The following is a 22,882-nucleotide window of genomic DNA, read 5'->3' as shown; positions in this document are numbered from 1 at the left end:
GCCGATATTTGCTTTTTGACTCCCATGGTCCGCCAGATCGTCTGCTTTCAAATCCCTGCTCTTCAGATCGCGCTCGCTCGCTTGAAAGAACGTATCCTCCGACGACGGCCGGTCGCCGTCGCGCCTTCATCTAATAGATCAATCCTGTTCGAAGTATCCGCGGAGGCTTCGGCCGAAGGACTCCGCGCCGGAATGACGTTGGACCAGGCTCGTTTCCTTTGCCCGTCTCTCAGGATTATTCCTCCGGACGGGGAAGCCGCTCAACGGGCGCACATCTCGCTCGAGGATCTCGTCAGGCGGTTTACGCCGCTCTGGGAGCCGATCGGCCGCGGCCATTTTTATTTGGATTTGACGGGCACCACGCGCCTTTTCGGCCGCGCCATCGACACCGCCGCGCGGATGGAGCGCGAAGCCGTGGAACGCTGGGGACTCAGCGGCGTGGGCGGCGTTGCCGTCAATAAGCTGGTTTCCCACATCGCCGCTGATGCGATAACGAAGCCTCCCGATCTTTACGATGTGACTCCCGGCGCGGAGAAGAAATTTCTCGCGCCCGCGCCCGTCGCTTTTTTGCCGGCGCTTCCTTATCTCTCCGGCGGCAGGACGCCGGAGTTCCTGGAGTTGTTGGCGGAGTTGGATCTCGCCACGCTGGGCAAGATCGCCGTCACTCCGCCGGATCACCTCAATCTGGTCTTCGGTTCTCGATCCAAACTCATGCAGCAATGGGCGGTGGGATTCGATCCAACTCCGGTGTGGCCGCGGTCGTCCCGCCCGTCGCTGGAAGTTTCGCATACATTGAATCCGGACGAAGTGGACGATGAGGCGCTGTTGGCAATTTTATACGGAATGCTCGAACGACTTTGCCGGCAGCTACGACGGAGCGAGCGGCTGTGCCGGAGCATCAAGCTCGATCTGGTGCAGAGCGATGGCTGGGAAAATTCCAAGCGGGCCGTGCTGGAGCGCGCGAGCCACTGGGAATGCGACATCTATCCGCGTCTCGAACCCTTGTTCTTTCGCGCGTTCCAGCGCCGCGTCCGCATACGCAAGATGGCGCTCAAAGCCGAGGCGCTGGAAAATTCGGAAAAACAATTACCTCTTTTCCCGGTAGAGCCTTCGGCGGAGAGCATCAGGATGCAAAAGCTCGCGGCGGCGCTCGATCGCGTCCGCTCGCGGTACGGGGAAAAAGCGATCGAGTGGGGGACTACATGACTCCGTTTGTCCACCTCCACGTCCATTCTCATTATTCGCCGATGAGCGGAGTCTCTTCGTTGGAAGAGCTTTGCAAGGTGGCGCGATCCCAGGGCGCGGAGATCCTGGCGCTCACCGACACGAACGGGTTGTACGGCGCCGTTCGGTTTGTCGAAGCGGCGAGACAAAACGACCTCAAGCCGATTTTAGGGGCCGAGCTGAGTTGCGGTGCGCATCGCGCCGTTTGTCTGGTCGGAGATATGGAGGGCTACGCGAATCTCTGCCGGTTGATCTCCGCGCGCCATTGCGATCGGTCTTTCAATTTGATTCAGGCCGTCGAGCAGCATCGCCGCGGTTTGATCGTTCTCTCCGACGATTTTCCGGCGCTGGCAACGTGGAAGGAACGCTCGCCTGAAGACCTCTACGTCGAGCTCACGCCCGGTCCCCGGATGCAGGAAGCGGTTAGGTTCAGCCGGGCTGTTGGCTTGCCGCCGGTGGCGACGAACAAAGTCCATTTCGCAGCGGCGGAGGGATATCCGCTGCATCGTCTGCTGCGCGCGATCGACTTGAACACGACGCTCTCGCGCTTGCCGGAGGACGCTTGCGCCGCGCCCACGCGCTGGTTCGCTCCGGCATCGGTCTTAAAACCATACTACGCCCACGTGCCCGAGGCGCTATCGAATACTCTCCGCGTCGCCGCGGCCTGCCGCACCGATTGGGATTTTAAAGAGACGATCTTCCCCGCGTTTCGCGCATTTTCCGACGCCAAGGCATTCGCCGTGCTCAAAAAAAAGGTTTACGCCGGCGCGCGGCAGCGCTACCTGGAACTGACCCCGAAAGTCCGCGGGCGCATCGAGCGCGAACTGGTCGTCATTCGCGAGAAGGGCTTCAGCCATTATTTTTTGATCGTCGAAGAGATCGTCCGGCGCACCCGCCTCACTTGCGGCCGGGGCTCCGCGGCCGCTTCCATCGTGTCTTACTGCCTCGGAATCACCGACGTGGACCCGATCCGCCATAATCTTTTATTCGAGCGTTTTCTCAACTCCGCGCGCAACGACCCGCCGGACATCGACATCGATTTTCCCTGGGACGAGCGGGACGGCATCGTCGAATCCGTCTTCAAGCAATATGGCAGCAAGAAAGTCGCGATGGTGGCGAACCAAAACACCCTGGCGCTCCGAGGTGCCCTTCGCGAAACGGCCAAAGTGTACGGCATGATTCCGGCGGAGATCGACCGCGTCGCTTCGCTCATTCTCAAGCGGCTGAATTTTCTTCGCCTGGCGGAAGACCGGACGGCGCGCTCGTGGGCCGAGTCGCTATGCGAGCCGATGGAATTTCCCGAACCCTGGCCGGAAATCACCGATCGAGCTTTCCAGGTGGAAGGTCATTTCCGCAATCTCGGGCTCCACTGCGGCGGCATCGTCATTGTCCCGGACGAGATTCGAAAATATGCGCCGGTGGAAATCTCGGCCAAAGGAATCCCGATGCTCCAGTGGGACAAGGATCAGGTCGAAGAGGCGGGTCTCGTTAAAATCGATTTGCTCGGCAACCGTTCGCTCGCCGTCGTGCGCGACGCGCTTGCGGCGGCGGAGCGCTATACCGGAATGCGGTTGGATGGGCCGGCGTGGGATCCGGTCTCCGACGAGCCGACGAAAAATCTTATCCGGCGCGGCGAAACGATCGGATGCTTCTATATCGAATCTCCGGCGACGCGTCTGCTCTTGAAGAAACTCTGGACGCGCATGCCGGAGGAGCGCCGGCGCGCGGCCGACGTTTTCGAATATCTCGTGATGGTCTCTTCCCTGGTCCGGCCGGCGGCCATCACTTTCGTCAACGAGTTCGTGCGCCGCGCCCACGGAAAGCCGTACGCGCCGCTGCATCCGGCGTTGGCCAAGGCGCTGAGCGAGACTCATGGGATCATGGTCTATCAGGAAGACGTCACCAACGTCGCCGTGGCGCTGGCGGGATTTTCTTTGGCCGACGGCGAGCAGTTGAGAAAAATCCTGAATAAAAAACACAAGCGGCTCGCGCTCAAGGATTATCGCGACCGTTTCTTCCGCGACGCCATGGCGCGCGGCGCACCGCCGGCTACGGTCGATGCGGTCTGGAAGATGATCCTGAGCTTTGCCGGATATAGTTTTTGCAAGCCTCACTCGGCGAGCTACGCCCGGCTCTCTTTCAAGTGCGCCTATTTGAAAGCGCACCATCCGGCCGAATTCATGGCCGCGGTCATCAGCAACGAGGGGGGCTTCTATCCGACGTTTGCGTATATTTCCGAAGCGCGCCGGATGGGGGTTAAGTTTTTGCCGCCGGACGTCAACGCGAGCGATTGGGCTTACACCGCCGCGGGAAAAAAGATTCATGTCGGCTTCATGCAGCTCAAAGGCCTGGAGCGGACCTGGATCGAGCGCGTGATCGCGGAGCGGAACAACTCCGGCCCGTTCGAATCTTTCGACGACTTCTGGGCGCGGACGCAGCCCAAGCTCGCTCAGGCGCGGATTCTCATCAAGGCCGGATGCTTCGACTCGATCGCTCAAGAATTGAGCCGTCCCGGTCTCCTGTGGCGCGCCCATGCCCGCGCCGCGGAAAAATATGGCGACAGCCTGCCGAATCCTCCCGACCACTCCGAAGAACAGAAGCTCGAGCATGAGATTGAAAGTTTCGGCTTTCCTCTGAGCCGCCATCCGCTGGAGCGCTATCGCGCGCGGCTTCAAGCGGCGGCGTGCGTTCCGGCGCGCAACATGGGTCTTCACGCCGGCCAATCGATCGCAATGGTCGGCTGGCTCGTCAGCGCAAAAATGACCCAGACAAAAAAGGGCGAGCCGATGGAGTTCATCACGTTCGAGGACCTGAGCGCAATTTACGAAACCACTTTTTTCCCCGACACGTATCGCAGGTTCTATCAGCTCCTCGCCGCCGGTCGGTCTTATCTCTTGCGCGGCAGAGTCGAGGAGGAGTTCGGGACTGTAACGCTCAACGTCCATCATATCGAGCGTCTGGATATGCGGCGGGGACCTGCTATCTTTAAATCAGATTCTGCTTCCGGCGCCCGCCATGGCTTTAAAGCGCATCAAGCAAGGCCGGTCGGCTGAATGCGATAGAGACGGATATCATCCTCATTCTTAACTCGGACTAAATACAGCAAGATAGCAATAGGCGCAGGGTCTGCCTTATGGTAAAGGAGCTCATGATTGTCTTGCGCTCTCGGTGATTTCACTCTCGCAGTGATCTTAATGGGCTCCTTGAGTGAGGGCCGAATAAGCCGCCTGTCTCTGTCTACGTCACATGCTTGACCTCTACTCGCCTAAAAACGAAATCGAAGTTGCTTTGCTTAAGGGCCTCTTCGATTCCGAAGGGATAGCCTACTTCGTGCGCAATGATAATTTTGGTTCCCTGGAAGTCGGACCTGCCATTCGATCATTCAATGCCAAGTCTATTCTCGTTGACGAAAAGGATTTCGACAGGGCCAAAGAGCTGCTGACGGATTTTTTGGCGCACGGTTCGGTCGAGGCGCATGACGCCGGGTATTCCCTATTTGATAAGATCCGTCTCGCGCTCGAGGCGGTTCTTTTTGGATGGATAATGCCTGGGCGATCACATAAACGGAGATGAGGAGCTTGCGCTATCGCTTAGGTTGGTGCTAGCTATTTCTCAAACCAGCTATCGGCTAAAATCATGTCGCTCAAAGTTTCATTCTCGCAGTTGACCGAACAACTCGAACGATTGCGCGAGGAGTTTCTCACGCTCAAGCGCGTCGGCGTCGATGAGCAGCCTCCGGGATTGGCGCTCGCGCTGCAAGACGCGTTCGCCGACGCCATGGAAGATATCCTCGCGCTCCTCGGCAAGGCCACCGACGCCGCGCACCAGGCGGATCAATGTTTGTCCGGAGGAATCGACGTGAACGGCGTGATGGAGGCCCTGATCCGCTGCAACGAAGCCTGCAACCGCGCCGCGCTGCGCTATTGGTCTGCTTTGAATTCCGGTGAAAGGATCAGCGCGCTGATGGAACTGGGGCGGGAGCGCGGCGGCGAGTGGGAGGCCTGGACGCGAAGCATCGAATCCGGACTTAGTAAATGCTCGGAGCCGATGCTCGGCCTCAACCAGGCGATCTTTGAATGCTGGCGCGAGATCGGCGAAGCCGTCCTGGTCGCCGCGGCTCTCGGACAAGGTCCGAGCGTTAAGCGCAACAAGTAAAAAAACCGCCTTACGTCTAAAACCGACGGGCGCGCGGGAAAGATTCCAACATGCTCGGAAACATTTTCAAGCCGACGGCGAGTTTTAGAAGAGCCCTCCGCGATCTGACACGGGAGTTCCGCATCCAACGGCTTCATCGCGCCGCGCTCAAGCGGGTTCGTCGTTACTCCGGCAACAGTCTCAGGCTCAACGTGGGCTGCGGCAAAAACTTCAAGCAGGGTTGGATCAATATCGATCTGGGCAAAGAAGCAGACCTTCAATTGGACGTGCGCGAGCCGCTGCCGTTTGCGGATGAGTCCGTTTCCACGGTGTACAGCGAGCACTTCTTCGAACATCTCGAATACCCGGACGAAGCGCTCCATTTTCTCAAAGAGTCCCTCCGGGTATTGCAGCCGGGAGGCCGGTTCAGCGTCGGCGTTCCGGACACCGAGTGGCTCGTTACGGCCTACGCCGGCGAAGATAGATAAGGAATACTTTCGCATCGCGCGAGAGCGGTGGCATCCGGCCTGGTGCGACACGCGCATGCACAACCTGAATTACCATTTCAGGCAGGGGAAGAAGCACAAGTACGCGTATGATTTCGAAACCCTGGCGCAGATTTTGAGCCGGGCCGGGTTTGTCTCGGTCGTGAGACGATCTTTCGATCCCGAACTGGATGACGAGAAGCGCAAGCTCGGCACCTTATACGTCGATGCCCGCAAGCCGAGCGCTCACGGGAGTTGATTATTCCGTATTCCCTTGAGACGCCATGTCCTTGATCGAAAATTTCCGCGCTAACCTGCTCGATCCCGAAACCCTGCCGGGGGCGCTGTTCTATGCCGTTGTTTTCTTCACGGCGGCGCTCTTCGCCGCCCGTTTGGCGCGGATCTTTGTCAAGCGCAGCGCGCGGCATTTTTCCGATCTCACGGCGATCCGCTTCGTCGGCCAATTCCTGCAGGTTATCGTATTTCTGGTCGCCCTCATTTTGTATGCGCAACTGATTCCCGCTTTGCGGGCGGTGGGGACGGCCTTATTGGCGGGCGTCAGCGTCGCTTCGCTCGTGATCGGACTCGCGGCGCAAAACACCTTGAGCAATCTCATCGCTGGATTTTCACTTTTACTTTACCGTCCGTTTCACATCGGCGATCGGGTCGAGCTGAACACGCCCAAGGGAGTGCAGACCGGGACCGTGTATTCGTTATCCCTGGGGTATACGGTCCTCGTTAACGCGGAGAAAGAAGAGATTATCGTTCCCAACAGCGTGATGGTGAGCCAGGTGATCATCCGGCTGGCGCATGGACACGAGTGGCAGCCGAAGGACTGATGATGAATCAACCGGCAAACCAAAGTTCCCATAGATTGGAGTCGGGATCTTTGATGTAAAGCGAGTACCCCTTGCCGTCGGGGTGGTCGCGGGTGTTTTCCACCTTGGTTCCGGACTGCTCCAGCTCCCGCAGCGTATTTTCTTTTTCCTTCCACGGGATCATGATCGTGTGGTGCGGCACGCCCGGGCGCGGCGCCTTCGACGCGTCGAAGATATGCACCTGGAAATTACCGAGCTGCACGTCCACTTCCTTGACGCGGCCGCGCTTCAATTGCTCTTCGTCCGGATCGACGCGCCGCACGACCTCGCCGCCGAGCAGTTGGGTGTAAAACTTGTCCGCCTGATTGAGATCTTTCGCGTTGATCGCGAAGGTTCTTAGGGATTTGACTTGCAGCATGGCCTCCTCCTTCTCTGTTTACATCCATTCACGCTTACGCCTATACTTTCGCCGTCGATTCAAATCAAGTCGCAGGAGGGCATCCCGGTGGCTCAATTCCTGATCGTTCTGCTCGCGTTGCTGCTGTCTTCAACAGCCGCGTCGGCTCAAGCTCCCACCCGCATCGCTTCCGGCTACAGCGCCATCTCCGGTCCGCACGCCGTTCTCTGGATGGCGCGCGAAGCGGGACTGTTCGAGAAAAACGGTCTCCGCGCGGAGGTCGCCTATATTCGCAGCGGCACGACAATGTCGCAGGCGCTGCTTGCGGGCGAGCTGCAGATCGCCCAGACGGGCGGGCCGGCGGCGCTGCAGGCCGCGGTGGGCGGCGCGGATTTCGTCCTCATCGCCGTCGCGCTGAACACGACTCCGATCGTGCTGATGGGCACGGTGTCGAAGATGGAAGAGCTCAAAGGCAAGGCGATCGGGGTGACCCGCTACGGCTCGAATACGGACATCTCGGCGCGCTACGCGCTCCGAAAATTCAACTTGCAGCCGGACAAGGACGTCGCTCTCATCCAACTGGAAGATTACCCCGGCATCATGGGCGGCATCGCCTCCGGACGAATCGCCGCCGGCGCTCTGGCCGATCCGTTCACGGAGCATGCGGCGAAGCTTGGATACAATGAGATCGCGAATATCGCCGCCTTGGGGTTGGAATTTCCCTTCGTCAGCCTGGTGGCGAAAAAATCGTACGTGCGCGACAGCCCGGACGCCGTCCAGCGCTTTATGCGCGCCTACACGGAGGCGATCGCGCTCTACAAGAACAAGCCCGATCTGGCGGCGAAAGTGACGGAGAAATACACCGGTATCAAAGATCCGGCGATCCTCAAATCGACTGTAGGCTTTTACGCCCCGAAGCTCGCTCGGGCGCCATATCCGACGGCGGGCGGAATCAGTTTCGTGCTGGAACAGATCGCGGCCCGCGATCCAAGGGCGAAGAGCGTCAACCCGGAAACTCTCATGGACCTCCGCTTCGTCAAGCAGCTCGACGACAGCGGGTTCATCAAGAGCCTTTATTCAGCACGATAGTACTGTTCTGATTCCCTTCGTGTGCTTCGTAATACTATGCTTAATAGTTTTCGCGGTTTGCGCAAATTTACCTGTCGCCCAGAGCTGTTAAAGGGCGGGGATTTGCTCGCGCCAAGACGCCAAGAACGCAAAGAAATCGAGGAATCCCCCCTTCATCCCCCTTTGACAAAGGGGGAAAGAGGGGGATTTGAGGAACCTTGGCGCCCTTTGCGTCTTTGCGCGAGATATTTCGACTTTAGGTTGCGGCTCCGCCGCGCTAGGCTCTTCGTGGTGAAAGGATTTTAACCACGAAGGACACGAAGGTCTCGAAGGAAGACAATGAGGAAAGCAGCCAACGCCGATGTTCAACGGTGAAGGGCCATCCTGTTAGTAGCCGAGGGCGCAGCCGTCCTTGCGCGGATCCGAACCGCCGAGCAGCGTTCCGTATTCCGGATGGATCATGATTCCCTGGCTGCCGCCGAAGTTGGCTTCGCCGACAATTTGGTGACCCTTCCGTTTTAGATTTTCGACTACGCCTCCATCGAAGCCGGGCTCGAACGCCACTTCGAATCCATCGAGATGATTCACCCGCGGCGCGTCCATAGCCTGCTGCAGCGGCATCCCGAAGTCGATCAGGTTCGCCAGCACCTGCACCTGTCCCTGCGGCTGCATGTGGGCGCCGGTAACGCCGAAGATTAGAAACGGTTTCTTATCTTTGAAGACCATGGCCGGCATGATCGTGTGCTGCGAGCGCTTGTGCGGCGCGACGCAGTTGGGGTGAGCCGGATCGAGAGAGAAGAGCTTGCCGCGATTTTGCAGCATGATTCCGGTATTGCCGCCGACGAGCCCGCAGCCGAAAGTTTCAAAGAGACTATTGATGAACGAAACCGCGTTGCCGTCCTTATCGACCGCGCAGAAGACCTGCGTGTCGCCGGAAACCGCGCCGAGCCCGGGAGGAAATCGGCCGGCCCGATCCGGATCGATCAGCTTCACTCGTTCCGCCGCGTACGGTTTGCCGATGAGCTTTTCCACCGGCACGTAAACGACGTCGGGGTCGGCGAGATATCGATCGCGGTCGGCGAACGCGAGTTTTTTAGTTTCCACGAGCAGATGAATGTACGCGGCGCTGCCGTAGCCGAGAGCGCGGAGGTCGAACCGCTCCAGCAGGTTCAGCATCTGGAGCACGGTCATGCCCTGCGTGTTGGGCGGCATCTCTAAAACTTCGTACCCGCGGTAATTGGTTTTGATCGGCTCGACCCACGTGGACGTATGGTCCGAGAAATCTTTCAGCGAAAGCAGGCCGCCGTTTTGCCGTGAAAACTTCACGATTTCTTCCGCCAGCTCGCCGCCGTAAAAAACTTTTTTTCCTCCGCCGGCAATCTTCTTCAAACTGGCAGCGAGATTTTTCTGCCGGAAAATTTCTCCCGCCTTCGGCGCTCGGCCGTTCACGAGGTAATTCGCCGCGGAGTTCGGGTGCGCGGACAGTTTTCCGGACGCTTTGCGCCACTCATGCGCGGCTTTCTCCGCGACGGGAAATCCTTCCTCGGAGTACCGGATCGCCGGCTGAAGGAGATCGCCCAAGCGCATCGTGCCGTAGCGCTCGGTTACGAGCGCCCAGCCGTCGAGCGCGCCGGGGACCGTCACCGGCAGCATGCCCGCGTCCGGAATCGCGTCGATCTTTTTGTCGCGGAAATAATCCTGCGTCGCGGCGTAAGGCGCGCGCCCGCTCGCGTTGAGCGCTTTGATTTCTCCGGTCTTGGCCAGATAAATGAGAATGAAAGCGTCGCCGCCGACGCCGGTCATCATCGGCTCGAGCACGTTCAGCACGGCAGCCATGCAGACGGCCGCGTCGACGGCGTTGCCGCCGCGCTTCAAGATATCGAGTCCCGCCTGCGTGGCGAGCGGCTGGGACGAGACCACCATGCCGCGTGCCGCTACCGGCATCGAGCGCCCGGGGGATAATTTTTTCATGCTATCTCCCGCTCAGAGCGAGGCCGAGGAGCAGGACGATCACTCCCAGCGACGTGTTGATCTTCAACAGCACGAACCATTTTCTCCACGACGCGAGCAGCGGCTCGGGCCAGGAGCCGGCGCCGGGCTCCATCTCCGCGGTGGCGGAAGCGATTCTCGGCGCGTATTTGAGCGACTGGAGGAAATGGTGAAAGATCATCGCCGAAAAAAGCAAAAGCTTCACTCCCAGAATCCAATAGTAGCCGGTCTCCGGATGAACGCCGTCGGCCGTCAGGCGGAAGAAGAAGTTCAGCACGCCGGTGAGGAACAAAAGATGGACCGCGATCCACGACAAAGTCTGGAGCGACTCGCGGCCGTGATTCAGCGCGCGAATGCCGTCAGCCGGCGCAAGACCGTGAACCGCCGGGCCGAAGACGAAAAGAAAAAAGGCCATGCCGCCCAGCCAGACGGCCATGGAGACAAGATGCAGCCAGAGATTCGCGCTCTGCAAAATGGGCAAAAAATTCACGTTCGTTCCGGTAAATCAGTTCATCGCTACCATCGGAAAGCGGTTTTTGCAAACCTTTCGGCGTTCCTCTTGCATTGGCGGCATGCCTATGTTAGCAAGAACGAAAAAGTAAACCGAAAAAGGAAAATTCACTCGCATGATGAGCTGGTTGCCGGAGGACGTTTCGACTTTTGGCGGAGAGATCGACCGTCTCTTTTACATCATCTATTACATCACCGGAGCGGCTTTCATTCTGGTGACGGTGCTGATGATCCTGTTTCTGATTATGTACCGCCGCCGCGAAGGGCGCCGCGCCGTCTACACGCACGGCAACACCGCGCTGGAGATCACGTGGACGGTGATTCCCGCCATCGTTTTTATCGGGTTGTCGTTTGCGAGCGTTTCCACCTGGGGAAAAATCAAAGCGCACGCGCCGCCGCCGGATGTTCAGTTGCAGGTCACCGGCAAGCAATTCAACTGGGAAGTCCTCTATCCCGGCCCGGACGGAAAATACGGCACGGAGGACGACGTCCAGGTCGACAACGACATCCATGTTCCCGTCAACAAGGTCGTCCACATCATTCTCAAATCCAGAGACGTCATCCACAGCTTCTTCCTTCCCAACCTGCGGCTGAAACAGGACTCGCTTCCGGGGAAAGACATCCTGGTCTGGTTCCAAGCGGTGAAGGCCGGCAAGTATGAGCTGCCGTGCGCCGAGCTGTGCGGCTTCGGCCATTCCGGAATGAAGGGGTGGCTCTACGTGGACAGCCCGGAAGACTACGCGAAGTGGATGCAGACGGCCTGGCCTCAAAAATAAGTTTTCAGCGATCAGCCCTCAGCCTTCAGCCGGAATTTTTGCTAGTCGAGGTGAACAAAGATGAGTGATACGGCGACAGTCCATGCGGCGCATGCGCCGGGAGGCGCGGTCCACCACGAGTTGGGCTTTTGGCGCACCTACGTCTTTTCGACGGACCATAAAATGATCGGCCGGCAATTTTTGTTCCTGGGACTTTTTATGCTGGTGATCGGCGGGCTTTTGGCGATGTCCATGCGCTGGCAGCTCGCCTGGCCCGAGACGGCCGTGCCTGGGTTGGGTTGGGTGCCGGAACCGTACGCCTACGAGGGCATCATTCCGCCCCAGACCTACAACGCCTTCTTTACCATGCACGCGACGATCATGATCTTTTTCGTCGTCATGCCGATCATGGTCGGCTGCTTCGGAAACTTTCTCATACCTTTGATGATCGGCGCCGGCGACATGGCCTTTCCCAGGCTGAATATGCTCTCCTTCTGGGCAGGTCTCGTGTCGGGAGTCGTGATGCTGTCGAGTTTCTTGGTTCCCGGCGGGCCGGCCGCCTCGGGATGGACGGCTTATGCGCCGCTTTCCGCCCAGGCGGCCTTCACGGGCGTAGACTGGGGGCAGCATCTCTGGATCATCAGCCTGATCATTCTCGGCATCTCGTCGTTGATGGGCTCGATCAACTACATCACGACGATCGTCAACATGCGCGCGCCGGGCATGACCTATTTCCGCCTGCCGCTGGTCATCTGGTCGCTGTTCATCACGGCGATTCTTCTCCTGCTCGCGCTGCCGGTGCTCACCGCGGCGCTGGCGATGCTGCTCTTCGACCGCATGTTCGGCACGAGCTTCTTTCTCCCCCAGGGCGGCGGCGAGCCGCTTCTCTGGCAGCACCTCTTCTGGTTCTTCGGCCATCCGGAAGTTTACGTCCTGGTCCTGCCGGCGATGGGCGTGACCTCCGACATTCTCTCGACGTTCTCGCGCAAGCCGATCTTCGGGTATCACGCGATGGCCTTCTCGATGATCGCGATCGCTTTTCTTTCCTGGGTCGTCTGGGGCCACCATATGTTCATCAGCGGCATGAACCCGCTCCTCGGCACGGCCTTCATGATGTCCACTATGGTGATCGCGATCCCGTCGGCGATCAAGACCTTCAACTGGCTCGGCACGCTATGGGGCGGATCGATTCGTTTGACCTCGCCGATGCTCTTTGCGCTGGGCTTCGTTTCCAATTTTCTCATCGGGGGATTGAGCGGCATCTTCATGGCCTCGACCCCGGTGGACATCTTCATCCACGACACCTATTACATCGTGGCCCACTTTCATTACGTCGTCGCCGGAATCATCTTCGCGCTGTTTGCCGCCGTCTACTACTGGTTCCCGAAGATGTTCGGCCGGATGATGAACGAGCCGCTGGGGAAGATCCACTTCGTTCTGACTTATATTTTTTTCAACGGCGCGTTTTTTCCCATGCACTTCCTGGGCGTCGGCGGCCACATGCGGCGGATTTACAATCCAACGCAATACGAATTCCTCCAGCCGTTGCAAGACATCAATCTCTTTATAACGATGAGTGCCCTTGTCCTGGGGCTCTCCCAGATAGTCTTCCTGGTAAACTTTTTCGCCAGTCTCCTCCGATGGAACGCGGGATGGTTCCGCATGGTGGTTCGGACCGTGGTGTCGGCTGTCTTTGGGTATGCGGTATATGTCATTGTTTTTTCGACGGCGGGTTGGCTGTTGAAAGGTTCTTGGTGGCCACAGTTGCACGAGGCGTGGTCCGCCGTCCAGGGCGGGTCGGTGGTCGCATGGATTGTTTTGATTGCGCTTTTCGCCGGTAGCTTTTGGTCCCTGCGCAACATGGGCCGTTTCGGCGAAAGCTCCGGCAAAAATCCCTGGCTCGCCAATACGCTCGAATGGACCGCTCCATCGCCGCCGCCCCACGGAAATTACGAGACCACGCCGGTGGTCTATCGCGGCGCTTATGAGTATAGCTCTCCCGAAGTGAAGGAGGACTGGCTGCCGCAGAACCAGCAATTGGGAACCGGAGCCGCCGCGAGAGCGCACTAGCGTAAAGCGGAAGGCCTGTCCTGAGCGTAGTCGAAGGAATGAAAGCGGAAGGCGGAAATTCGGATTCATCCCTAATCCTTCATCCCTCATCCTTTAACCAATGGCCGCACCGGCTCGCCGTGCTCACCGCCATATGCACGGTTCCGCTTCTTTTCATCGGCGGCCTGGTCACGACGAAGGGCGCCGGGCTTGCGGTGCCCGATTGGCCCACGACCTTCGGTTACAACCCGTTCCTCTATCCCGGGTCGCTAATGGTCGGGAATATTTTTTACGAGCACAGCCACCGGCTCGCCGCCTCGGCGGTAGGTTTTTTGACCGTGCTGCTGGCCGTGGCGCTCTGGCGCGACGAGACGCGACCGTGGCTGCGGCGGCTCGGCGCGGTGGCGCTCGCTCTCGTGACCGCTCAAGGAATCGTCGGCGGGCTCCGCGTCGTGCTGCTCGAACAGACGCTCGCGATCCTCCACGCCTGCCTGGCGCAGGCCTTTTTCGCGCTTGCGGTCGGTCTCGCGCTCTTCACTTCGCGCGAGTGGAGCGAAGAGTCTCCGCGAGTCGATGCCGCGGACGCGGGCCGCCTCCAGCGCCTCGCCCTCATCACGACCGGGTTGATCTATGCCCAGGCTATTTTCGGTGCCGTGCTCCGCCACAGCGGCGAGCTGCTGGAAGTCCACCTGCTGTTTGCGGCTCTGGTTGTGCTGCACGTGATCCTGCTCGGCGCACGCATCTTCCAGCGCCATCCCGGCCGGCGCGGATTGCTGTGTCCGGCGGTTTTGCTGAGCGGATTGCTGCTCGTGCAACTGGCGCTGGGGCTGGGCGCCTATCTCGGAAAGTTCGTCGTGACTTTGCCGCCGGTTTTCACGGTGATCGTGCGAACGAGTCACGTGGTAGTCGGCGCGCTCATGCTGGCGGCGAGCCTTGTTTTGACCTTGAGATCCTTTAAGCTGTTCCCGCGCCGCCGTTTGACGCGCGCCGCGGATTTTGACGCGGCAACGACGAGAACGAAAGAAGCCTCCGCATGAGCTTTACCGGAGAGACGATCGACGTCGCGATCCACAGCGGCTACCGGCGCTTGGCGGATTATCTCGAGCTCACCAAGCCGCGCGTTACGCTGATGGTCTTGATCACCACGTTCGTCGGTTACTATCTCGGCGCCGACTCTGCGCCGGGATATTTCCGGCTGCTGGCCGCGCTCGGCGGGACCGCTCTGGCTTCCGGCGGGACTCTGGCGCTCAATCAATTCCTGGAGCGCGGCTCGGACGCGCTCATGGAGCGGACGCGCCGCCGCCCGCTGCCGGACGGCCGTATCCAACCCGCGGAGGCGTTGATCTTCGGCGTGGCGCTCGCCGCCGCCGGCCTCCTGCTTTTGGGGCTCGCGGTCAATGCGCTGAGCGCCTTAGTGACCGCGACGATCGTCGCGACGTATCTCCTCGCCTACACTCCGATGAAACAAAGAAGCTCGCTCTGCGGCATCGTCGGCGCGGTGCCGGGCGCGCTTCCTCCGGTCATCGGCTGGACGGCGGCGCGCGGCGAGATCGGCGTTCCCGCGTTGGTATTGTTTGCGATTTTATTTCTCTGGCAGATTCCGCATACGCTGGCGATCGCCACCGTCTACCGAGAAGATTTCCGGCGCGCGGGCATCCGCTTTCTGCCGATCGTCGAGCCCGACGGCGGCAGCACCGGCCGCCAGATCGTCGAGCACTGTCTCGCGCTGCTGGCGGTGAGCTTGTTGCCGACGCTTGTGGGAACAGCCGGTGCGCTCTATTTCGCCGCCGCGCTCGTCCTCGGAGCGGGCTTTCTCGCCTACGGCGTCCGTCTGGCGTTCGCGCCGACCTCGACGGCGGCGCGGCAATTGCTGTTCGCTTCGCTGATTTATCTGCCGGCCCTGTTGGTCGTGATGGCGCTCGACCGAATACCTCCGCTTGGATGAGAGATGGCGCGAGTGAAAGAAAAGAATCTATGCGTCGGCCTCATGTTGGCTGGGGCGGCTTTGCTCTACATCGGCGCGGTGGTAGGGTTTTTAATAGCAAGATAGACGAGAGGCGGAAGGCGTGAGGCGCGAGTAATAAAACTCATGCCTGTTTCAGCCGTAGGCTGATCCGCCGATATTTTTGGCGGAGCCTTTTCGCCTGATTTCCATGGCCCGAGAAGCAATCGCACGGAAAGTCGTCGAGCCGCTCCCCGCCTTCGGCGGCGGCGAACCGCCCGACCGGCCGGTCGACCGGCCGCGGCCGATCGTCAGCAACGCGCGACTTGCGCTTCTGATGTTGCTCGTGGCGGAGACGATGTTTTTCTCCGGCTTGATCGGTGCGTTCATCGTCTTCCGCGTCGCCAGCCCGTCCTGGCCGCCGCCGTTTCAGCCGCGCCTGCCCGTGGAAGTGACCGGCGCGAACACGGTCATTCTGCTGCTGAGCGGAGTCGCCATGCACGTCGCGCTCAGGGCCGCGCGCGCCGGAAGATCGGCGCCGCTGGCAAAATGGCTGGCGGTGACCGTGGCGCTGGGAGCCGTTTTTCTCGCCGTGCAGGGCTACGAGTGGCTGCGCTTGATTCACTACGGTCTCACGCTATCGAGCGGAGTCTACGGCGCGACTTTTTACACCCTGATCGGGTGTCACGGCGCTCACGTCCTCGGCGCCGTCTTCTGGCTGCTCATCGTTCTCATGCAAGCGCGGAAGGGCCGATTTTCGGGACGCGATTACACCGGCGTCCAGCTCTGCGGCATGTATTGGACCTTCGTCGTCGTGCTGTGGCCGGCGCTCTACGGGTTGGTTTATTTATATTAAGGGTAAACGTACCTTTGAGAATCCCCGTCGTTGCCATCGCGCCGTTTTTTGCGCTCGCGTTCTCCTCGGCCGCGCAACAGCAGCCGGAAAAGCTCAAGGAAGAGGTCATCGGCATCGAAGTCCGCTCCGGCGTCGCCATGAAGTATATCGGCGTCGCCGGCAGCGAGCCGCCCAAAGCCGCCGTCGTCCTCTTTGCCGGCGGAAAGGGCGCGCTAAAATTGAGTCCGTCGGGCGCGATCGGGAGCGACCTCGGCGTGAATTTCCTGATCCGCACCCGCGGCCGGTTCGCGCGCGAAAGTCTCTACGTTGCCGCGCTCGACGCCGCATCCGACCGGCAGGGCGGGATGGACGGCGCCTATCGTCTCTCGCTGCAACACGCGCGAGAGATCGGTCAGGTCATCGCCGACTTGAATAAACGCGTCGGCGCGCCGGTTTGGCTCGTCGGCACGAGCGCCGGCACGCTCTCGACGGCGGGCGCAGCGGCAAGGCTGGCGGCGCAGGAGCAGTTGCCGCGGCCGCACGGCATCGTTCTGACCTCCACGATGACCCAACTCGATGGGGCGGGGCATTGCGGCAAGAGCGTGTACGACGCGTCGCTCTCGGCCTTCACGGGGCCGGTTCTTGTCGTCTCGCACCAAGACGACGGCTGCCAGTGCAGCCCCGGAGGCGCCGCGATCGGCGCCACGCTCCTCGCCCGGTTTACCGGGACTTCGGTCAAGGAGCACAAGGTTTTCACCGGAGGGGCTGCGCCGTTGTCGGGCCCGTGCGACGCGCGCGCGCGGCACGGCTTCTTCGGCATCGAAAACGATGTCGTCAAGACGATCGCAGACTGGATCAAGAGTCACTGACCAAAGGGGGCAACTGTAGGCTGAATCGGTTGACAGTTGGGAGACGATAAGATAATTCTCGGTTACTAAATTTATGAAGCGAGAAATTCAAATATGCGCGGTCGCGATCGGGCTCGTCTGCGTCTCGTTTCAAAACGCCGCGCACGCCTGCGCCGTCTGCATCGGCGGCGCGGCCGGCGATCGGTTGACCGACGCCTTCAACTGGAGCGTGCTGTTTCTCATGGCGATGCCCTACACGATTCTCGTCTCGGTCGCCGGCTTTTTCTTCTATAGCTATCGGCGCGCGGCGAAGAAGACCGGCGGCGAAACCGAAAAGGCGCCGGTTGTGAATTTGGCTTGGACTCACAAGGAGAGTGGAAGATGAGCGAAGCTGCTGCGATCGATTCCGCCGCCGAGGCCGCGGAATCTCCCCTGACTCCCGAGAGCTGGGGAAAGTTAGGCATGTGGGTTTTTCTCGCCGCCGACGCGATGTCGTTCGGCGGCCTGATCGTGGGCTACGCGCTTTTGCGCCACGCGAGCTCGAACTGGCCGAAACCTTCGAACGTGTTGGGCATCAATCTGACGGCGTTTATGACCTTGTTGCTGATCATCAGCAGCGTGACGATGGTGCTCTCGCTCTCCGCGATTCAAAACGGCGACAAGAAATCCTTCAAAAAATTTCTCCTTTTGACTATTTGCGGCGGGCTTCTATTCCTCGGATGCCAGGCCTACGAGTGGACCCATTTGATCACCGAACGGCTGCCGGAAGCGGGAATCTCCTTCAGCACGCATCTTTTCGCGACGACCTTTTTCGTGCTCACGGGTTTTCACGGCATGCACGTGACCGGCGGCGTCATTTATAACTCTTGCGTTCTGGCGGCCTGCCTGCGCGGGCGCTACGGCCCCAAGCACGTCGAGATCGCCGGCCTGTACTGGCACTTCGTCGATCTCGTCTGGATCCTGATTTTCACTTTCGTCTATCTCATATAAGTCTGCTAACGGGGGAAGAACGATGACAACGGCACAGGTTCAGACTCACGGTCATCCGCAACCCAACTACATGGGAGTTTTCTGGTGGCTTCTCGCCTTGACGATCGCCGAGGTCGTCGTAGCCTACGCGGGTTTCCCCAAGCTCATCATGGTCATCCTGTTGGTCGGCATGGCCTTCACCAAAGCCGCGATGGTGGCGCTCTACTTCATGCATCTCAAATTCGAGCGCTCCACGCTCGCCTTGATCGCGCTCACGCCGCTGATCCTATGCGTTTTTCTCAGTCTAATGCTCTTGCCCGATATACATCCTTGATTCCGCTCTCGTCGCTGCCGGTCCTCAACGCCGCTTTGAACTCGGCCAGCGCGCTGCTCCTTCTCTCCGGTTACTTTTTCATCCGCGGCGGCCGGATCGCCGCCCACCGCGTCTGCATGCTCGCGGCGTTCGCGACTTCGACGCTCTTCCTGACTTCGTATCTCATCTATCATTACCACGTGGGCTCCGTCGCCTTCGCCGGCCAAGGCTGGATACGCCGCGTCTACTTCGCGATTCTGATCTCGCATACGATCCTGGCCGTGGCGATCGTGCCGCTGGTCCTGATCACGCTCTCACGCGCGCTCCGGGGCCGCTTCGACCGGCACAAGCGCATCGCCCGCTGGACGCTGCCGCTCTGGTTCTACGTGTCGGTGACCGGCGTGATCGTTTACTGGATGCTTTACAGGATGTAGCCGGGCGAACCGTTGCATCCGCGCCGAAACCGGTGCAAACTCGATGGTGGCCTGAAGATTAAGAACGGGTGAGGGAGACGCTAACATGGTCGAAGCAGATAAGCGCTTGTTTGTCGGCATAAAAATTTCGACGAAGCTGCAGCGGGAACTAGACAACTGCACGCGCGGCACCGAGCACTATTTCAAAGAGGACACGCCCGAGGCGCTCAAGATCGTGACCATGGGCGAAGATAAGCTGATCGGCAGGTTCTTGGAAGACGGGTTTCCCGTGAGCAGCATCGACGATGTGAGCCGAAACGTCCGCAGCGTGGTAACGCTGATCACGTCCGGATATCGCCTGCCGGACGATTCCATCCGGATCTACGCCGATCCCGGAGCGAGAACCAGCCAAGCATAGTCTCTTATTCATCTCGAAAATCCCGTCGCCTTCTCCGCCGCAACGTCATCGTTCATTGACACCGCGAAGCGCTTCACGCTAGATAGAGCTTGGCTGTCATGGCTGTGAAATCGATCGGCATCGTCGGCTGCGGGGCGATCGGACGCGCGCTCGTCAAGGCCGCGGACGCGGGAAAACTTTCCGTCCCGGTGGCCGGGGTGACGAGCGCGACGGAAAAAACCGCGCGGGAATTTTTGGCCACGCTGCTGAAGCCGCCGCCGTATCTGGATCTCACCCAGCTCATCGCCGAATCCGATCTCGTCATCGAAGCGGCGGGAGGCCGCGTCGTACCCGACCTGGCGGAAAAAGTTTTCGCCGCGGGTAAGGACTTGATGGTGGTGAGCGTCGGCGCGCTGCTCGATCATCCGGAAATCATCGCGGCGGCGCGCGAGCGCGGGCAGCGGCTTTTCATCCCGTCCGGCGCGATCGCGGGTCTCGACGGCGTCAAGTCGGCCTGCGCGGGGCAGGTCTCGTCGGTGACGATCACGACGCGCAAGCCGCCCGGCGGCCTCGACGGCGCGCCGTATCTCGCGGAGCGCGGAATTTCTCTGGCCGGTCTCAAAGAAGAGCGCGAGGTATTTTCCGGCACGGCGCGTGAGGCCTGCCGCGGCTTTCCCGCCAACGTGAACGTCACGGCGGCCGTGAGTCTCGCCGGCCTCGGGCCGGACAAGACGCGCGCGCGCATCGTCGCCGTTCCGGGCCTCAAGCGCAACTGCCACGACGTCGAGGTCGAAGGGGAGTTCGGCCGCTTGGCCGTGCACATCGAAAACGTTCCCAGCGAAAACCCGCGCACCGGAAAGCTGACGGCGCTCTCGATCATACGGTCCATCAACGACGCGGCCGACACGGTTCGCGTGGGAACATGAGGAGTGCACCTCAACGTAAGGACCTGATAATTTCAAGAGAGATCCTTCATGGAGTTTACCCTGAGACTCTTCACTTCGTTCAGAGTGACAGCCGAAGGGTTCAGGATGACACTCTCGCTCATGTCATTCTGAGCAGAGCGAAGAATCTCTCTTCTCATCGCGCATTCTCGGGAAATCTAAAACTGACCGGACTTCCCGAGGCTAACTGAAGCATCGACCTTATGTCCGCCGCGTCGGAGCGCGATCCGTTTCGCTGGAAGATTCTCGCGCTCATCACGCTCTCTCACGTGATCGGAGCGACCGGGCAATACGGCATCAACACCCTGGCGCCGTTTTACCAGGACGATCTCCGGCTCTCGCGCGCTGAGATCGGCCTCTTCTTCACCGCTTTTTACCTCGGCATGGCCGCGCTCTCGTTCGCCGCCGGCTGGCTCGCCGACCGGCTCGGCGTGCGCTCGACGACGCTGTGCGGCCATATTTTATTGGGACTCTGCACCGTCGCGGCGGCCGCGGCGCCGTCGTTCGGCTGGGCGTTCGGCTGTTTTCTCTTCGCCGGACTGGGATACAGCTTCTTGAACCCGGCCTCGACCAAGGGCGTAATGGAATGGTTTTCGCGCGCAGAGCGCGCGACGGCGATGGGCATCAAGCAGACCGGCGTTCCCGCCGGCGGCGTGCTCACGGCGATCCTGGCGCCCTCGTTGGTTTTGCTCGCCGGCTGGCGCGGTTCGCTTGCGGCTCTCGGGCTCATCAATATTCTTTTCGGCTTCGCCTTCTGGTTCATGTGGCGCGAGCCTCCGGCCGGGACGGCTTTTTCCGACGGCGCGGCGCCGCCTTCTGCAAAGGAGCCCGCGGGCTTGCTCGTGAAAAGCCTGCTCTGGCTAAGCTTCGGCACCGCGCTCATGCTCGTCGGGCAGATGTCGCTCATCACCTACGTTCCGCTATACCTCAAAGAGACGAGAGGAATTTCCTCCTACTGGGCAAGCCAGGCATTGGCGCTCACGCAACTTGGCGGAACGGTCGGGCGCGTCGGCTGGGGCGTCGTCAGCGACCGGCTGTTTTACGGCGCGCGGAAAAGCGTTTTGGTTTTGATCGGAATTCTTTCCGTCGCGCTGACGGCGAGCCTCGGTTTTCTTCCGAACGACGCCTCGCTGGTTGTTCTTCTGCCGCTGATCTTTTTCGCCGGCGTCTGCATGGTCGGATATCAGGGAGTTTACTACGCGCTGATCGGCGAGATCGCGGGAAAGGCGCGCACCGGCGCCGCGCTGGGAATGGTCATCACCGTCAACTCGGTGGGGACGATCATCGGCACGCCGCTCTTCGGTTACATTGTCGATATCACCGGCTCGTACGCGACCGCGTGGGAAACGCTCGCCGCGGCAATTCTCACGGGCATTGCGGCGCTCTGGCTATTTCTGGAAGAGCCCAAGACAAATTAATACAAACGTAAAAACAATTGTTACATCGGTTTTGTAGGGGCGGCCCCCCGTGGCCGCCCAGGGCAGGCACAGGGGCCTGCCCCTACAATAAAATGCAACATAATTTTTTGCATTTGTATTGGTAGGCAGGCCCCTACGGCTCGTTGACAACGTCGATGCGTGGCGGTTTAATCTTGATCGGTATCGCAGTGAAAGGAGACTGAGATGCGCAAGCTTCAATTGATCGGGCTGTCGAGTTTTTTACTGGTGGCCGCGGCCGTTGCCGTAGCCACGGACGCGCCGCTGCTGCGGCCGGCCTTCCATGAGGAGGCTTCGTCGGTCTGGGATGAACTCAACCACCAGTTTCACGATCTGGGGAGCCGTTTTCGCGAGCACTTCGGCGGCTTCAGAGAGGCGCGCGGCGAGCGCCCGCTCATCAGTTACATGCTGAGCCGCCGCGACGAGCTGAATCTTTCCTCCGACCAGGTGCGGAGCCTGGAGCGGCTCAGAAGCGACTTCGAGCGTGACGCTGTCAAGAATGAATCCGACCTGCGCGTGGCCGAGATGGATCTTGCGGAGCTTTTGCGGAACGACCCGGTGGATTTGAAGAAAGCGGAAGCCAAGGTGCGAGAGATCGAGAAACTCCGCGCCGAGCTGCGCCTCGCGCGCATTCGCGCCATCGAGCAGGGCAAAGGAGTATTGTCCGCGGAGCAGCGCGACCGGCTACGGAGCATGCTGAGTGGAAACCGTTTCTCGCGCCGCCCGGAGGGCGAGCGGTACTAGCGGTGACCCAGGAGGTGAAAGCTCGAATGTAAACGCCCTTGCCGGAGTAGGGCTAGCAATTCCATCGGGCCGTAGCATAGAGCGAACTTTGCAGCCTCGTTACACGAACCACGCATAGAACCGGCCAGCGTGGACAAGCGGACGCTGACCTCCTGCGAAGACGGGGAAAGCCACAGTGGGCGATGGAGTAACAACCGAAAGAAGTCGTCCAGCCGCCGGGGTACGGAAGATGGCACGATGGGAAAAGACAAGCGACTTAAATTAGGGACCTTCTTGTTCCCAGCCCATACTAGACCGTAGGGCAAGGACCCGCTGGATAAAACATAAACTGGCGGGAGGGGAAGAGAAGCTCGGATGAGGTCATAGTAAGCGATGATCCGGCGGGACAACATAACCCGCTGGGGAGCCAAGGACCTCTGGACTGGATGGTTCATGTAAGAGAGAGGGAGTTCCGCTTGGACGCAAGTCCGACTACGGAAGAAGGCTCTCTTTTGAGACAGGGACTTTAGCCGCGTATAAATCCAAGGTGTCTGAGCGAATGCGGGTCTGGCGCTTAAACTCAACATTGTGGATGAAGGTCGTGGTTGAATTCCAGTTTGAAGCCGTACTGGG

General features: G+C 60.0%; 25 protein-coding genes. 22 read left to right on the top strand and 3 right to left on the bottom strand.

Annotation, left to right across the window (positions count from 1 at the left end):
• Positions 1 to 24: 24 nt before the first annotated feature.
• The 7 genes from VGL70_03030 to VGL70_03000 all read left to right on the top strand — a co-directional run bounded on the left by VGL70_03030 (position 25) and on the right by VGL70_03000 (position 6,682).
• On the top strand, positions 25 to 1,206 hold the full coding sequence (locus VGL70_03030; GenBank protein ID HEY3302492.1) for a hypothetical protein: 1,182 nt from the start codon (positions 25 to 27) through the stop codon (positions 1,204 to 1,206).
• Positions 1,203 to 4,277: a DNA polymerase III subunit alpha gene (locus VGL70_03025; GenBank protein ID HEY3302491.1), complete on the top strand. Its 3,075-nt coding sequence runs from the start codon at positions 1,203 to 1,205 to the stop codon at positions 4,275 to 4,277. Before VGL70_03030 ends, VGL70_03025 begins: the two co-directional genes overlap by 4 nt.
• A 193-nt stretch (positions 4,278 to 4,470) precedes the next feature.
• Positions 4,471 to 4,797 carry a DUF2007 domain-containing protein gene (locus VGL70_03020; GenBank protein ID HEY3302490.1) on the top strand — a complete coding sequence of 109 codons (327 nt, stop codon included), beginning with the start codon at positions 4,471 to 4,473 and terminating at the stop codon, positions 4,795 to 4,797.
• A gap of 63 nt (positions 4,798 to 4,860) precedes the next feature.
• Complete coding sequence (locus VGL70_03015; protein ID HEY3302489.1) at positions 4,861 to 5,379, top strand: hypothetical protein; 519 nt, start codon at positions 4,861 to 4,863, stop codon at positions 5,377 to 5,379.
• 50 nt (positions 5,380 to 5,429) lie between these two features.
• On the top strand, positions 5,430 to 5,846 hold the full coding sequence (locus VGL70_03010; protein HEY3302488.1) for a methyltransferase domain-containing protein: 417 nt from the start codon (positions 5,430 to 5,432) through the stop codon (positions 5,844 to 5,846).
• A 55-nt stretch (positions 5,847 to 5,901) separates the two neighbouring features.
• A complete protein-coding gene (locus VGL70_03005; GenBank protein ID HEY3302487.1) occupies positions 5,902 to 6,102 on the top strand; it encodes a hypothetical protein in 201 nt (66 codons plus the stop codon).
• 25 nt (positions 6,103 to 6,127) lie between these two features.
• Complete coding sequence (locus tag VGL70_03000) at positions 6,128 to 6,682, top strand: mechanosensitive ion channel domain-containing protein (GenBank protein ID HEY3302486.1); 555 nt, start codon at positions 6,128 to 6,130, stop codon at positions 6,680 to 6,682.
• Between the two features lie 7 nt (positions 6,683 to 6,689).
• Here VGL70_03000 and VGL70_02995 read toward each other — a convergent pair whose 3' ends face one another.
• Entirely contained in the window at positions 6,690 to 7,079 is a 390-nt protein-coding gene (locus tag VGL70_02995) for a VOC family protein (GenBank protein ID HEY3302485.1), read from the bottom strand.
• Positions 7,080 to 7,166: 87 nt separating this feature from the next.
• Between VGL70_02995 and VGL70_02990 the strand changes: the two genes are divergently transcribed.
• On the top strand, positions 7,167 to 8,147 hold the full coding sequence (locus VGL70_02990) for an ABC transporter substrate-binding protein (GenBank protein HEY3302484.1): 981 nt from the start codon (positions 7,167 to 7,169) through the stop codon (positions 8,145 to 8,147).
• A gap of 366 nt (positions 8,148 to 8,513) precedes the next feature.
• On the opposite strand, the gene ggt is transcribed toward VGL70_02990, so the two are convergent.
• Together ggt and VGL70_02980 are read right to left on the bottom strand one after the other, a co-directional pair.
• Positions 8,514 to 10,097 (bottom strand): gamma-glutamyltransferase, encoded by a 1,584-nt coding sequence (gene ggt / locus VGL70_02985; protein ID HEY3302483.1) that lies wholly within the window; start codon positions 10,095 to 10,097, stop codon positions 8,514 to 8,516.
• A 1-nt stretch (position 10,098) separates the two neighbouring features.
• Positions 10,099 to 10,605: a hypothetical protein gene (locus tag VGL70_02980; GenBank protein ID HEY3302482.1), complete on the bottom strand. Its 507-nt coding sequence runs from the start codon at positions 10,603 to 10,605 to the stop codon at positions 10,099 to 10,101.
• A gap of 136 nt (positions 10,606 to 10,741) precedes the next feature.
• Here VGL70_02980 and coxB point away from each other — a divergent pair, with 136 nt between their 5' ends.
• The 14 genes from coxB (at position 10,742) to VGL70_02910 (ending at position 22,270) form a co-directional block, all read left to right on the top strand.
• Positions 10,742 to 11,401 carry a cytochrome c oxidase subunit II gene (gene coxB, locus VGL70_02975; GenBank protein HEY3302481.1) on the top strand — a complete coding sequence of 220 codons (660 nt, stop codon included), beginning with the start codon at positions 10,742 to 10,744 and terminating at the stop codon, positions 11,399 to 11,401.
• A 60-nt stretch (positions 11,402 to 11,461) separates the two neighbouring features.
• Positions 11,462 to 13,450 carry a cbb3-type cytochrome c oxidase subunit I gene (locus tag VGL70_02970; GenBank protein ID HEY3302480.1) on the top strand — a complete coding sequence of 663 codons (1,989 nt, stop codon included), beginning with the start codon at positions 11,462 to 11,464 and terminating at the stop codon, positions 13,448 to 13,450.
• A 38-nt stretch (positions 13,451 to 13,488) separates the two neighbouring features.
• Positions 13,489 to 14,466 carry a COX15/CtaA family protein gene (locus VGL70_02965; protein HEY3302479.1) on the top strand — a complete coding sequence of 326 codons (978 nt, stop codon included), beginning with the start codon at positions 13,489 to 13,491 and terminating at the stop codon, positions 14,464 to 14,466.
• Positions 14,463 to 15,374: a heme o synthase gene (cyoE, locus tag VGL70_02960; GenBank protein HEY3302478.1), complete on the top strand. Its 912-nt coding sequence runs from the start codon at positions 14,463 to 14,465 to the stop codon at positions 15,372 to 15,374. The genes VGL70_02965 and cyoE overlap by 4 nt, the downstream gene beginning before the upstream one ends.
• 208 nt (positions 15,375 to 15,582) lie before the next feature.
• On the top strand, positions 15,583 to 16,227 hold the full coding sequence (locus VGL70_02955) for a cytochrome c oxidase subunit 3 (protein HEY3302477.1): 645 nt from the start codon (positions 15,583 to 15,585) through the stop codon (positions 16,225 to 16,227).
• A gap of 14 nt (positions 16,228 to 16,241) precedes the next feature.
• Positions 16,242 to 17,075: an alpha/beta hydrolase gene (locus tag VGL70_02950; GenBank protein ID HEY3302476.1), complete on the top strand. Its 834-nt coding sequence runs from the start codon at positions 16,242 to 16,244 to the stop codon at positions 17,073 to 17,075.
• A gap of 73 nt (positions 17,076 to 17,148) precedes the next feature.
• Positions 17,149 to 17,439, top strand: a complete 291-nt coding sequence (locus VGL70_02945) for a hypothetical protein (protein HEY3302475.1) — start codon at positions 17,149 to 17,151, stop codon at positions 17,437 to 17,439.
• Complete coding sequence (locus VGL70_02940) at positions 17,436 to 18,044, top strand: cytochrome c oxidase subunit 3 (protein ID HEY3302474.1); 609 nt, start codon at positions 17,436 to 17,438, stop codon at positions 18,042 to 18,044. The genes VGL70_02945 and VGL70_02940 overlap by 4 nt, the downstream gene beginning before the upstream one ends.
• Positions 18,045 to 18,066: 22 nt before the next feature.
• Positions 18,067 to 18,357 carry a cytochrome C oxidase subunit IV family protein gene (locus VGL70_02935; protein ID HEY3302473.1) on the top strand — a complete coding sequence of 97 codons (291 nt, stop codon included), beginning with the start codon at positions 18,067 to 18,069 and terminating at the stop codon, positions 18,355 to 18,357.
• Positions 18,354 to 18,770 carry a DUF420 domain-containing protein gene (locus VGL70_02930; protein HEY3302472.1) on the top strand — a complete coding sequence of 139 codons (417 nt, stop codon included), beginning with the start codon at positions 18,354 to 18,356 and terminating at the stop codon, positions 18,768 to 18,770. The genes VGL70_02935 and VGL70_02930 overlap by 4 nt, the downstream gene beginning before the upstream one ends.
• 85 nt (positions 18,771 to 18,855) lie before the next feature.
• Positions 18,856 to 19,167, top strand: coding sequence for a hypothetical protein (locus VGL70_02925; GenBank protein ID HEY3302471.1), 312 nt, complete (start codon positions 18,856 to 18,858; stop codon positions 19,165 to 19,167).
• A 98-nt stretch (positions 19,168 to 19,265) separates the two neighbouring features.
• Positions 19,266 to 20,072: an aspartate dehydrogenase gene (locus VGL70_02920; GenBank protein ID HEY3302470.1), complete on the top strand. Its 807-nt coding sequence runs from the start codon at positions 19,266 to 19,268 to the stop codon at positions 20,070 to 20,072.
• 221 nt (positions 20,073 to 20,293) lie between these two features.
• Positions 20,294 to 21,508, top strand: coding sequence for an MFS transporter (locus VGL70_02915; GenBank protein HEY3302469.1), 1,215 nt, complete (start codon positions 20,294 to 20,296; stop codon positions 21,506 to 21,508).
• A 204-nt stretch (positions 21,509 to 21,712) separates the two neighbouring features.
• On the top strand, positions 21,713 to 22,270 hold the full coding sequence (locus VGL70_02910) for a periplasmic heavy metal sensor (protein ID HEY3302468.1): 558 nt from the start codon (positions 21,713 to 21,715) through the stop codon (positions 22,268 to 22,270).
• Positions 22,271 to 22,882: the final 612 nt, after the last annotated feature.

It is taken from the genome of Candidatus Binatia bacterium, from assembly GCA_036504975.1.
Taxonomy (GTDB): domain Bacteria; phylum Desulfobacterota; class Binatia; order UBA9968; family UBA9968; genus JAJPJQ01.
This window is presented reverse-complemented; position numbering and strand designations above follow the sequence as displayed.